The 12569-nt window shown below is 68.4% G+C and carries 10 protein-coding genes; 5 read left to right on the top strand and 5 right to left on the bottom strand.

What is annotated here, in order from left to right; translation table 11 throughout:
* Window positions 1–52: 52 nt before the first annotated feature.
* Entirely contained in the window at window positions 53–712 is a 660-nt protein-coding gene (locus tag OG956_RS25335) for a hypothetical protein (RefSeq protein WP_330340288.1), read from the bottom strand.
* A gap of 453 nt (window positions 713–1165) precedes the next feature.
* On the opposite strand from OG956_RS25335, the gene OG956_RS25330 reads away from it, so the two are divergent.
* The 3 genes from OG956_RS25330 to OG956_RS25320 all read left to right on the top strand — a co-directional run bounded on the left by OG956_RS25330 (window position 1166) and on the right by OG956_RS25320 (window position 6839).
* Window positions 1166–2548: a hypothetical protein gene (locus tag OG956_RS25330; RefSeq protein ID WP_330340287.1), complete on the top strand. Its 1383-nt coding sequence runs from the start codon at window positions 1166–1168 to the stop codon at window positions 2546–2548.
* Window positions 2549–2688: 140 nt separating this feature from the next.
* The gene (locus OG956_RS25325; RefSeq protein ID WP_330340286.1) at window positions 2689–3105 is read left to right on the top strand and encodes a hypothetical protein; all 417 of its coding nucleotides are present in this window, start codon (window positions 2689–2691) and stop codon (window positions 3103–3105) included.
* Complete coding sequence (locus OG956_RS25320; protein ID WP_330340285.1) at window positions 3102–6839, top strand: caspase, EACC1-associated type; 3738 nt, start codon at window positions 3102–3104, stop codon at window positions 6837–6839. Before OG956_RS25325 ends, OG956_RS25320 begins: the two co-directional genes overlap by 4 nt.
* A 19-nt stretch (window positions 6840–6858) precedes the next feature.
* On the opposite strand, the gene OG956_RS25315 is transcribed toward OG956_RS25320, so the two are convergent.
* Window positions 6859–7515 (bottom strand): restriction endonuclease, encoded by a 657-nt coding sequence (locus OG956_RS25315; protein ID WP_330340284.1) that lies wholly within the window; start codon window positions 7513–7515, stop codon window positions 6859–6861.
* A gap of 171 nt (window positions 7516–7686) precedes the next feature.
* Window positions 7687–8565 carry a potassium channel family protein gene (locus OG956_RS25310; RefSeq protein ID WP_330340283.1) on the bottom strand — a complete coding sequence of 293 codons (879 nt, stop codon included), beginning with the start codon at window positions 8563–8565 and terminating at the stop codon, window positions 7687–7689.
* A 268-nt stretch (window positions 8566–8833) separates the two neighbouring features.
* Here OG956_RS25310 and OG956_RS25305 point away from each other — a divergent pair, with 268 nt between their 5' ends.
* Window positions 8834–9511: a CBS domain-containing protein gene (locus OG956_RS25305; RefSeq protein ID WP_330340282.1), complete on the top strand. Its 678-nt coding sequence runs from the start codon at window positions 8834–8836 to the stop codon at window positions 9509–9511.
* A gap of 23 nt (window positions 9512–9534) precedes the next feature.
* On the opposite strand, the gene OG956_RS25300 is transcribed toward OG956_RS25305, so the two are convergent.
* Together OG956_RS25300 and OG956_RS25295 are read right to left on the bottom strand one after the other, a co-directional pair.
* Complete coding sequence (locus tag OG956_RS25300) at window positions 9535–10452, bottom strand: DUF1918 domain-containing protein (RefSeq protein WP_330342941.1); 918 nt, start codon at window positions 10450–10452, stop codon at window positions 9535–9537.
* Between the two features lie 172 nt (window positions 10453–10624).
* The gene (locus OG956_RS25295) at window positions 10625–10924 is read right to left on the bottom strand and encodes an SHOCT domain-containing protein (RefSeq protein WP_330340281.1); all 300 of its coding nucleotides are present in this window, start codon (window positions 10922–10924) and stop codon (window positions 10625–10627) included.
* Between the two features lie 251 nt (window positions 10925–11175).
* Between OG956_RS25295 and OG956_RS25290 the strand changes: the two genes are divergently transcribed.
* A complete protein-coding gene (locus tag OG956_RS25290) occupies window positions 11176–12492 on the top strand; it encodes a PP2C family protein-serine/threonine phosphatase (RefSeq protein ID WP_330340280.1) in 1317 nt (438 codons plus the stop codon).
* Window positions 12493–12569 lie beyond the last annotated feature (77 nt).

Here is a 12569-nt window from a genome sequence, read left to right as displayed (position 1 = left end):
CGGTGGTGCAGGGTGCGGCACTGACAGAACAGTGCCGCACCAGGACGGACGATCAGCGGAAGTCGACGGGGATGTCGATCTCGCCGGGTCCATCTTCGTACGGCGGTTCGATTCCGTCCATTTCGAGGACTGGGAGAGGGATGCGCCGCTTCCACTTCGTGACGTAGCCGTTCACGACCTCTCCGGGCAGCGACAGCTCGTTGTGGATGTGGACCTTCTCGCCGACCTCGATCCGGTACGAGACAAGGAACCAGATCTGGAGTCGATCAGTCTCCTCGGCACTCAGGACGATCTCGTCGCGCCGCATCGGATGAGGGAAGAGTTCGAGCTGGGCGTTGACCTCGGCGGCCCGTGCAGTGGCGGCGCCGCGCCTGTGCAGGTTCCGGGGAGGATTCGCACGCTCGCCCGTCGCCGCGTCCCCGATCATGACGCCGATGGCGATCGTCTTGTCGGAATTGCAGACCAGTTCCAGGTGGTCGTGCAGAAGCCGCTTCCAGCCCTCGTGCTGGATGTGCATCTCACGAATGATCCGGACGTGCTCCTGGTACGCCCGGGTGCCAGGCGTGTTGGCCGGATGGTTCGGCGTCGCGGTACGGCGGGCGATCTCGCCGGCCCGCAGGGCCGGGTGCAGGTACTCCAGCTTGGTGCCGAGGGCGGCAAGCTGCGCGCGATAGTCGTCAGGGTCGGGCGCAGCGACGGCGAGGACGGCCATTCAACCTCCGGGTTCGACAGACAAGACGTGATCTTATAAGAATGCTACCGCAGATGCGGTCCAGTTCTTATAAGGGTCGCCCTCCAAGTCCGCGTGACACCAAGGGACTTCGTTGCCTCGCCAACGACCCTGCCTTCAACCCCCGTTGCCGATGCTTCCAACACGCGCCGCAGACCCCGTTCGATTGCTGCGCGGCCCAGCCGACCTCCAGGCCGGACGGGCTCGGCCCGTCAGGGGATTCGGCCAATTCCCAGAAACTTCCTGTACCGCCGTTCGAACTGTCGATCCGCGTTCGACTCCTGGCTGCCTCCCCGACACGCAGCAGCATGACCGCACTTCCGGGATCTGTTTTCGGACTCTGAGCGCGTATGTCCCCTTGTGTGCGCCCCTCACAACCGGCTTAGCGTCTCGATCTTGTCGTGACGCCACCGATGCGACGTAGGGGGAGAAACCGTGGCAGAAGCAGCACAGGTGCTCGAGGAGCTCGTGCAGTCCTGGAGTGTCCAGGTCCACTCAACCAGCGGATTGGCGGGGGCCGTCGCGGACGCTGCCGCCAAGGACGACAAGGAGCGGCGCCAGGAGGGACGTGAACCGCTTCGCCGGAAGCCGGAGCTGCAGGCCCTGCCAGCCGCCGAGGTGGGGCCGTCCGTCAAGCTCATGCCGTGGGAGGTGCTGCATGCGCTGGGGCGTGCAACCGTCTTGTCCCGGCAGGGTGCCGGGCGTGGGCTGGCCGAGCACTGGGGCTGTTTGAAGTACTGCCAGGCGCTGGACGGCAGTTCCGGAAGGTACATGAAGCTGTCGGAGGAAGGGCTGAATCCGAGGCGTCACTACAAGACCGTCCAGTCCGGCGAGTTGGGCATCGGGTTCGCGCTCGCTGTCGCCGAGCGCGCCCTCAGGAGGCGTTACCCAGACCACGTGGTCTCGATCGTGGACGCGGACATCGCTCTGCAGGCGGGCTGGGCGCTGGTGGGCAAGGATGTGCAACGGCGCGACTGGGTACGGCTGCGGCCCGACTTCTTCCTGGAGGCGTGGAAGCCTGGCGAACCGTCGAAGGTCATCCCTATCGCGTGCAAGGGCACGCACGGCAAGACGCAGTACGTGCACACCCAGCTGGCGAACGCATCGGCTCAGGTGGAGGCGGTGCATGTGGGCCCGTGGAACCAGACGCCGACCCTGGTGACCTCCACGGAACTGCTCGGGCAGGGCGGCATCACCGTCCACGTCCTGCACACCCCAGGCGACGGCTCGCTCACTGTGGCGCCTGATGCGCTGGACGCGGACCACGCGCTCGACGACCGGAACTTCTATCCGGACGTCCGTATACCGGGTGGCGAGGGCGAGGACGAACAGCGCGTGAGCGGCTTCCAGGTGCTGGCGGACGAGTACGCGTGGTTCCGCACCGCCCTGGTTCGTGCAGGAGCTGCCGGGCTGATGGGCTTCACAGGCGGCGGCGAGCCCACCGCCCGATACCTGACGGAGCGACAAGGCCGACGTCACTTCGAGGGCTTCACGCATGCCGGTACGGGAATCGTGCAGGACATCGATCACGAGATCGGCGGCTTCACCTTCGTCGGCACGGACCATGTCTTCCGGTTGAACGGCACCCGGGTCGAGGCGTTCTCAGGTCTCGAGGCCAGCCTCTTCGACCACCTGCGCGACGGGCGAGTGGAGCAGTACCGGCGCGAGGCGTACAAGCTTCGGTCCAGGTGGCATAAGGCATTGCGCGACCAGAAGGACTGGGAAGGGCCGGTTTCCCTGCGAGCGGACGGCTCCGTCATGGCGATGCGTCTGCTGCCCGAACAGCCCCGGAAGCGCCGCCATCTCACCGCGCTCTGAGCGGCACCGGACGGGGGGCGTAGGTGCCGGCTGGCGCGGGTGGCCGAATGATGTCCCTGCGGATGGCTGTTGAGCCATTGCCGGGGGCATCTTCGTGCCAGAGTCATCGCAGGTAACGGATCGACAGCAAGGAGTGGTGAATGGGGGACGGGGGGCGCCGGTGGTACCTCGTGGTGCCGGCCGGTGGGGACGCGCTGCGGCAGGAGCGGCTCACGCGTGATCTGTACGTCGCCCTGGACGAGGCGGAGGACCTGGAGGTCGGGTTCGTCGACGGCCAGGCGTCGACCGAGCCCGGTCACAAGGGTGCCGGTGTCGGCGACGTCGCGCTGTGGGCGACCACCGCCACCGCGATCGCCAGGCCTGCTTCCCAGGTCCTGATCACCGCGATCAAGGAGTGGTGCGCCAAGGAACGGCACCGCAAGGTCGAGGTCACCTACGACGGGCACTCCGTCGCCATCACGGGCCGTCCAGACGCTGCCCAGGAGCGCGTGGTCCGCGACTTCCTGGACAAGGTGAGCCCCGACCGGTCCGGCGGGCCCGAGGGCGGCGGGGAGTGACGCGACTCGTCAGGCGCCGGGCCCTGCTGATCGGCAACGAGCACTATGACGACAGCCGCTTCCTGCCCCTGCCGTCCACTCGGGCGGACATCTGGGGCCTGGAGCAGGTCCTGAGGCACCGCAACATTGGCGGGTTCGGCTCCATCACTTCCCGGGACAACCTGACGGCCGACGACATGCGAATGGTCATCAGCGAGTTCATGGAGGAATGCGAGCCGGACGAACTGGCTCTGGTGTACTTCTCCGGACACGGCACCCGGCTCGTGCGCGACGGCGGGGAGTTCCACTTCATCGCCACAGACACCGACTTCGACCGGATCGCCGAGACCGGCGTCAGCGCCGGCTTCGTCAACGAACAGCTGGAGCAGGGCTGGGCCGCACAGAAGATCATGATGATCGACTGCTGCCGCAGCGGCGGCTTCGCCGTGGGTCTGCGTACCTCCGACCGGCAGCCCCTGTCGGTCGCGAAGTCCGCCGAGCAGGAACAGCCCCTGCTGACCAGCCGCGGCGTCTACGTGCTCTCCTCCTCACGGGCCGGTGAGGATTCGTACGCCGACACGGCCAGCACCGGCGAGGTACGTCCGTCCGCCTTCACCGCCGAGGTCATCGAGGCCTTGCGCACAGGCAAGGTGAGCAAGGACGGCAAGGGCGACGTGTCGGTGGAAGATCTCTTCCACTACGTCAACCGGCGCATGCGAGCCCAAGGCGCCCGTCAGGTCCCGGTCAAGTTTGCGCACGCGGTGGACGACCGCATTGTCATCGCCGACTGTCCCCTCGGCGCCGCGCCGCTGCTCGCCCCTCTCACACGCCAACCCACCTCGTCCGCCGAACAGCCAAATCAGGGACCCACTCGCAAGTCCGCACGGTCTCAGCCAACTTGGCCGCGGCTTCTGGACTACTACCGCGAGTGCCTGCTGTCCGACGAGACCGAGACGCCGCTTATGTCGGTGGGCGACCGTGAGACCTCGTACGTTTGTCTCTCCGGCACGGAGCGTTTCCTGTCCGGCGAAGTCGAGGACGACGGCTGCGTCCCCGTCCCCGCGGAGGCGGAGGCGCTGATCGAGTCGGCCACCGAGCAGGAGGCCGAGCTCTGGGCCGGCTACCCGGCCGTCGTCGTGACAGGACCGCGCGGCGGCCAGCCCTGGCGGCACCCAAAGTTCGCCCCGTTGCTGATCCGCCGCGTGGAGATCGTCTCCCAGGACGGCCAGGTACGGCTCAAGCCCTACGGTCCCGTCCAGCCGCACCCCCAGCTGGCCCGGGACTGGCTGGGCGAGGAGGAGGCCGCGCAGCTCGCCGACACCTTCCAGCCGACCTGGCATCGCGGCCAGCACGACCGCCTGGCCGTCGAGGCGAGAAAACTCCTGATGGAGGAGTTCGAGATACCGTGCGTCCAGGAGCTCCATCCTGATCAGCTTGCCGACCGCATCGACATCCACACACCCGGCCACGGCGCTCGCAACGCCGCCGTTCTCTTCGCGGCGCTGCCCGATACCGCCTACACGAAGAAGCTCCTCGACGACTTCGCCGACATCGCGGGAACAACGGACCGCATCCAGGCGACGGCGCTTGCCGCCCTCTCCCCCGACCCGTCGGAGCGCACCCGCGCGCTGGCCCTGTCGGAGCCCGAGCCGCCTCGTCTGGTGACGCCGCTGCCCTGCAACGAGGCCCAGGCTGCCGTGCTGCGTTCCGCGATGACCCGGCGTCTGACCGTCGCCACCGGACCGCCCGGCACCGGAAAGAGCCAGCTTGTGGCCAATCTCGTCGCCACAGCGGTGACCAGCGGGCAGACGGTTCTCGTAGCCTCCAACAACAACGAGGCCGTGGACGAGGTCTGGCGCCGGTGCGAGAAGCTCGTACCGGGAAGTGTCATACGCACCGGCTCGGCCCGGGCCAAGACCGGGAACTACGTCGAGACCGAGGCGGCAGGGCTCCAGGCCCTGCGCACTGCGCCGGACCCCGTGCCCAACGTGAGCACGGCGTCCATGGACGTCGACATCGCCGTCGAGCAATTGACGCGCGCTCGCCGCGACCTCGCCCAAGTCGCCAGGACCGAGAAGGACCTTCTGCAGGCCGGTCAAATGCGTGAGGAGCACGCCGAACAGCTCGGACTGCCGGTGTCCGAGCTCGCCGAGAAGCTGTCGCAGACCGAGCGCCTGGACGAGCTGGAGGCCAAGGCGCGACGGCTCGCTCACGCACGAGTCTTCGGCTCGTGGCGGCGCGCCCGCTTCCTCCACAAGACGGGCCTGGGCACATTCGAAGGCGACCGCGTGGAGGGCTGCCTTGCTCTCGCCGGCTTCGCGGCCGCCGAAGCATCCTGGCGAAGCGGATACGCACAGGTCGCCGACGTCGATGACACGGCCCTCGCTGCGACGCTCGGCACCGCCGAAGCTGGCGTGCAGTCCGCCTCACGCACACTCCTGGAAAGCACGGTGCGAACCAATGCGCGCAGCGGGCGCCAACGCATCCTCAGCCTTCTGAGCGCCAGGGACAGAAACCGCACCGACTGGCCCGCCGTCCGCGAAGTACTTCCCGCGGCACCCGGCTGGGCGGTCACCAGTCTCTCCGCTCGCCGCTTTCCTCTGGGGCCCGCACTCTTCGACCTGGTCATCATCGACGAGGCCAGCCAGTGCGCCATCCCCCACGTGCTGCCCCTGCTCTTCCGGGCCCGGCGCGCCCTGGTCATCGGGGACGCGATGCAGCTTCCCCACATCGCGAAGATCAGCCCCGAGAGGGAGGCTCTGATCCGCCGCAAGACGGGCCTGCGCTCCGACTGGCTGGAGAAACACCGCCTCGCCTACCGCCGCCACTCCACGTTCCACGCCGCCGAGCGTGCCGCGGGAGGCACGCTCCTCCTCGACGAGCACTTCCGCTGCCACCCGGACATCGCCGCCGTCTCGAACGACCTCTTCTACGACCAGGGACTGACCGTCCTCACCGACACTCGCGGCCGACCGTCCCTGCCCAGGCAGCCGATCTTCTGGTCGCACGTCCCGGGACGGGCCACCCGGCCCCCGTACGGCAGCTCCTGGGTGAACCACGACGAGATCCGGCAGGTGGACAGCTTCGTCCGCGCGCTGCTGGAGCAACTGCCGGACGAGGCCACCATCGGTGTCGTCACACCCTTCAAGCCACAGGCAGACGAACTCCGGGGCCGACTGAAGCAGTACGACCGGCAACGCGTCCGCGTCGGCACCGTGCACACCTTCCAAGGCGGCGAACGCGACGTCATGGTCTTCTCCCTCGTCGCGGGTGAGGGCATGCACGACGGCGCGATCAGCTGGGTCCACGGCCAGCTGAACCTCTGGAACGTCGCCATCACACGAGCGCGCAGCCACCTCATCGTGGTCGGCGACATGAACCTCTGGCGCGCTCGCGGGGGCGTCGCCGCCGAACTCCTCAACGCCGCCACCACCAGCGGCTCCAGGATCGACGCCCGGGAGGGAGACGACCTCGTGCGGCGTCTCTACCAGGTCATGTCCACGCAGCCTGGAACGACAGTGACGCTCGGCGAGAGCGTCAACGGGCACCCCGCCGACGTACTGATACGCCATCCAGACGCTGCCGGCCCAAGCGCCGTACTGCTCGATCGTGGCCCGGACGACGGCAGTGACGAGGCACGCCACCTGCGTCTGATGCTGCGTCGCCGCCAGCTCCTCGACGGCGGTGAGAAGGGCGGCGCGGCCCTGCGGTACCCGGCGTGGAGGCTCTACGACACCAGCACCAGCCGACTCTGAGGCGGGCCCGCGGCGCTGTTCACTTCCCGTAGGCCTGCTTCCAGCGCGTACGGTGCCGGGCGTCTCCCTGACCGCGACCGTTGACACGGCTCAGCGACAGCAGGGACGCCCCGTTGTTCCACAGACCGAGGTGATCGCGGTGGATGGCAAGAATGCTGTGCTCCACCGCGAACCTCTCGGAGGGCCGGCTGAACCTGGTGGTCGTCACGAACACCGCGACGTCGGCCTGGAAGTGCACCTTGGCACCCAGCAGGTCACGTAACTCACGGCTGGCGATGGTGCTGCTGGGCGCGTACCGCTTGCACTGGATCACCATCGTCCGGCCGTCAGGAAGCCGACCAAGGACGTCGGCGCCGTTGTCGTGGGAACCGCCCACCCGCCGGACCTCTGTGCACCCGTCCCGGCGGCACAGGGCGGCGACCAGCTCCTCGAACTCGGTTCCGGTCATCGCGTCCACGTCGGCCAGGGCCCGCCGCCCGGCCTTCACCGACTCTTCCCGCCGCCACCGACAGTCCCGGGCACGCACCCTCCGGTCCGTACGCCACAGCCACCAGCCCGCTGCGGCCAGACCGGAAAGGAGTACGCCTCCTACGACGTAGGGCCACACCTCAGACCAGAACATCACCAGTACGAGCAGCAGCCCGCCACCGCCGAGCACGATCTGCCTTGCCCCCACCCTCCATCGGCGACGGCCAACCGGAATCCGTCCACGCCGCGTAGCCATCTCAACCTCCCCCGCACCGTTCTGAACGAGAGTGTCGACAACACGCGGCAAGCAGAGAAGAGCGCGAGTCAGCCATGGCCGATTCGGACCTCTGAATACAGCTCACGCCCGAACCAGGCAAAGTCAGGGTTGAGTGACGCTGCGCCCGTGGTCAGCGGCGTAGGCGGCGAAGACCGTCGCCGATGGTCCGCCCGTGTGGAGAAAACGCTGGTCAAGGATGTCGGCGAGGTCTTCCAGTGCGTTGGCGAGCAAGTCTCCGGTCAGTCGGACGTCCGGCCGCTGCGCGGCCTGGCCGCGCTGGGCAAGGGCTGAGGCGTACCCAAGGATGGCCGCCAGGGAGGAGTGGTCCTCCCCGTCATGGAAGTAGTAGGCCTCGGCGTACTGGGTGAAGTCGATGCGGACGCGCACGACCTCGGTGGCCAAGCTGTCCAGCAGCAGCGCCCCGGCGACGCTGTCAAGCTGCTCGGTCGTCGGAGCCGAGTCGCGCAGGAGCGCCAACCGGATGGCCAGCACCCTTCTGCGGGTCAGCGCGGGGTAGATCTCGAGCACCCAGGAGACCGTGGCGGTCAGGAGGGCGAAGCCGACGAGCGCCTCCAGCGGCGAGATCAGGCGAAGCCACCCTGCGGCGGGTGTGATGTCGCCCAGCCCGAGGGTGGCGACGGTAACGAGTGACAGGTAGACGGAGTCGAGGAGTGCCGGCTGCTGCGCTGCCCTGGAACCGGGGGTGAGCGTGAAAGCCCCCGGCATGTGGGGCCAGTAGATGATCGCCCAGCCGAGGATGATGACGGCGGCCCAGAGACCGACCACCGTCACCATGGCGAGAGGGCCGACGAGGCCGACCACGCGTCTGCGGGCGCGCAGGCGCCGGGCCAGTCTCCACATCCCAGTCATGACGAGGCGGCTCAGGCCGGCATGGCGGGTGGGGTGCCAGAGGGTATGGAACAGATCTCGCAAGGCGGCCATGACCAGCCCAACCCCTACCAGCGAGACCAACCACGCCATGCTCGTCTCCCACGGGCCCGTTCCGTAAAGCAGCCTCGGCAACCCCAGGAGATGAGGATCCTCGCATCAGCCACCCGATTTTGCCCCGATTTCGGAGCGTAAGGCACGTGCTCGCCGCCGCCATGGATCGGGCCGTCTTCGCCCCGCGTGCCACCCCGCCGGTTTGCAGAGATGGTGGGCTCATACGGCCGCGAGGACCAAGGCGAAGCGCCTTCCTGTACAGCGCGCAGGCCCGGTGCTGTGATGAGGCGAGTGGAGGAGGTCTGAGATGCCCGCGACTCCGCGCCTGGTGCGCGATGTGATGACCCTGACTGTCGTGGCTGTCGGTCGCGACGCGCCCTTCAAGGAGATCGTCCGGACCATGGAGCAGTGGAAGGTCAGTGCACTGCCGGTCCTGGATGGCGAGAGACGCGTCATCGGTGTGGTCTCCGAGGCCGATCTGCTGCCCAAGGAGCAGTTCCGTGACAGCGCCTCGGGTCTCAGTGACCAACTCGGGCGACAGTGCGAAGTCGCCAAGGCGAGGGCGGTGACTGCAGCGGAGCTCATGAGCGCCCCTGCGGTCACGGTGTCCCCCGGGGCCACCTTGGCTCAGGCAGCCCGGATCATGGCCGTGCGCCACTTCAAGAGGCTGCCCGTGGTCGACGACGCGGGCACGCTGCAGGGCATCGTCAGCCGAGGCGATCTGCTGAAAGTGTTCCTGCGGTCGGACGAGGACATCGCGGAAGAGGTCCGCCGCACCGTGGTGTCCTGCCTGTTCCCCGCCCTCAGTCACACGATCCATGTGCACGTGCACGAGGGAGTCGTCACCCTCCGCGGAGAGCTCCGCGACACCTCGCTCGTCTCGGTTGCTACGCGTCTCGCCCGTGCCGTCGAAGGCGTGGTTGATGTCGAGGCGCAACTGACCGGCAAGCCCGCCACACCGGCTGGGCCAAAGAGCACGCGGTGACGGATGCGTGGACAGGCAGCCTCTCACTGGTCGGCCGGCCTGATGCGGCGGCCTGTGAGCCGCTTGGGCTGGATCGACACCCACATCTCACGCTTGCCGCCCGCCCACGGCTCGGTGTGGACGTGCTCGGCCAGCCGTCGCACGACGTCGTGCTCCGTGACGACTCGCGCAGGACCGACGAGGAGAACGCTCCAGCCCTGGCTCATCGCCTCGTCCACATGGTCGACCTCGAAGGCGACCTCCGCGCCCACAGCCGCCGCGGGCACTGAGTCGGGCATCGTCCGGTAGACGATCGCGTCCTCGATGACCTCGTAGTTCACCGGGACGACCGCTGGCCCCTCGGGGGTCGACACCGCTACACGCCCCACACCGTGCGTGGAGAGCAGAGCGCGGCATTCGTCGGGGCTGAGGTCCCGAAGCTCGGGGTGCAGAAGTGCGTGTCCCTGACCCGGAGGCAGATCGATACCGCCCCCACGCAGGGCTGCGACGCTGGTACCAAGCGCCGAGGCCAGCCGGATCAGCGTCGCCAGGCTCGGATCGGCCTGGCGTTCTTCCAGGTACGCGAGGTAGTCCGGAGCCATCGCAGCGCGGCGGGCAGTCTCTTCCCTGCTCAAGCCCTGTCGCTCACGCTCGGCAGCCACACGCCGGCCGAGGTCGCCGGGGCTCGGTCCCGCCTCCCGTGGAGTGCTGTCGGACTCGCCTCCCCTCTCCGCAGTGATCCGCCCGGAAGGCTCGTTGGTACTCCCCGGCGCGTGCTGGAGATGGCGGACGTGCGCGTCGGGCCCGGGGAACACCAGCGTCACCTCGTCTGTGTCCGACCAGCGCACGTCGTACGGCGGTGTTCCATCCGCATGGTGCAGTCCGACGATCTCTCCGTCGCGCCGGGTGGTGCCCGTCTTCGGACTTTCGATGACGAGTTGATCGCCGAGTTCAGCTCGCATGATCACCACCGTCTCCTCAAGGGTGAATCCGTAGTCGAACGTGTCACGAGCGGCGTGCCGCCCCATCTGGTCCGGCACTCGGGTGGCCGAGCGGGCCGGTCTCGGGACCGCGGCTGCGACGATGGGCGGGGGCTTCCCGCTTCTATGACTTCAGCCGCGGTGGGGCGATCGGCTACAGGGCTGAGGGCCTGGCCGCGTCTGTGGGTGATCCACGGAGGGTGGCCAGACGGCGGTGGTACTCCTCGTCGTCGATCTCGCCGCGCGCGTACCGCTCGGCGAGGATCTGTTCAGGGCCGGTCCCCGGAGGCGTCTTCTGCCAGGAGCTGTGACCTTCGCGGGGAGGGGCGGGGCGGGCCAGAGCCCGGAAGAGCAGGGCGCCGACTGTGATGATCAGCGCCCAGAACAGCAGCGTACTGAGCGACATCACGAACCAGCCCCAGCCGTTCATGCCGTGGCCATACCAGAACATCATTTTCTGCCTCGCCTTCCCAGGTCATCCGCAGTACGAGGCCCGCGGCGGCAGATCTCTCGGCATCCATCGTCGCTCGCCGCCGGCGTACGTGCGACGGGCCGGACGGCCCTGCTGCAAGGGCCACCGAGCCCCGCTCGGCACGAGTCGGTCCGGCGGGTGAGGCCCTTCCGGCGAAGGGCGATGACCAGCCCTATCGTGGAATCTGCAGCCCCGTGACGACCGGGCTGCCCGCTCCGTCACGAAGGGGCGCCATGAAGCCGGACCGACAGTCGCTCCCGCCCCGACAGCACCTGCGCGTGGACGCCGAGCCAGGGCGCGTCACAGAGCAGCTCAACGCGCTCGCCCGCGCCCAGGAACGTTTGCAGGGCCTGCTGGACGCTGTGCTGGAGATCAGCCGGGAACTGGAACTGCCAGAGGTGCTGCGCCAGATCGTGAGCACCGCGATGGAACTTGTCGGTGCCCGCTACGGCGCTCTGGCCGTCGTGAACGAGCAGCGCACGGGCCTGTCCGAGTTCATCGCGGTCGGCCTCAGCAAGAGGGAGCGGGCCGACCTGGCAGAGGTCGGGCAGCCGCAGGGCCGAGGGCTCCTGGGGCAGCTGATTCACCACACCGAACCCCTGCGGGTCGACGACATCCCCACCCACCCCCTCGCAGCAGGCTTCCCGCCAGGACATCCGCCGATGCGCACCCTGCTGGGGGTGGCGATCACCGTGCGCGGCGAGATCTACGGGAACCTGTACCTGTCCGAGCGGCACGACGGACAGCCCTTCGACAGACAGGACGAAGCGGTGGTGGTAGCCCTTGCCGGTGCCGCGGGAGTCGCCATCGATCATGCCCGGCTGTTCACTCAGGTGCGAAGCGGAGCCGAGCAGTTCCAGCGCCTCCTGCTGCCGCAACTGCCGGACCTGCGTCCTTTCACAGCCGCCGCCATCTACCGTCCGGCCACAGCTCCCGCGCACCTGGGCGGAGACTGGTACGACGCCGTCCTTCTCCCCGACAGCGCCTGCGCCGCCGTCATCGGCGATGTCGTCGGTCATGACCTTCAGTCGGCGGCCGCCATGGCTCAGACCCGTCACATGCTGCGCGCCCTGCTCTACGACCGGCGTACCCCGCCGAGCGCCGTCCTCTGCCAGCTCGACCGCACGTTGCAGGCGATCACCGACAACCCCCTGACCACGGCCTGCCTGGCCCGCATCGAGCCCCAAGCCGACACTTGGACGCTGCGCTGGAGCACTGCGGGACACCTCCCACCACTGCTGATCACCCCCGATGACCAGGCCGTGTATCTACACGCGGAGCCCGGTGTGCCCCTGGGCGTCGACACCGACCAGCCCCGCCCCGACCACAACTGCCCCCTGCCGGCGGACGCCACTCTGATCTTCTTCACGGACGGCTTGGTGGAACACCCTGCACGGTCCATCGACACGGGTCTGCGGGCCCTCCGCGCAGTGGCCACTGCCCACGCCCACCTGCCCGTCAAAGATCTGTGTACAGCCCTCGTGGACCACCATCCCAGCGACGGACACGACGACCTGGCCATCCTCGCCCTGCGCACACCGCACAGGTAGCCCGGGCAGACGTTCCTGCCTGCCGATCCGCGCCATCGACGTCACGGGGCGGCTCTCCGCACCTCACCCATGGCGCA

The organism is Streptomyces sp. NBC_00557, assembly GCF_036345995.1.
Lineage (GTDB): Bacteria > Actinomycetota > Actinomycetes > Streptomycetales > Streptomycetaceae > Streptomyces.
The sequence above is the reverse complement of the archived record's forward strand: the minus strand, read 5'-3'. Positions and strand labels throughout refer to the sequence as shown.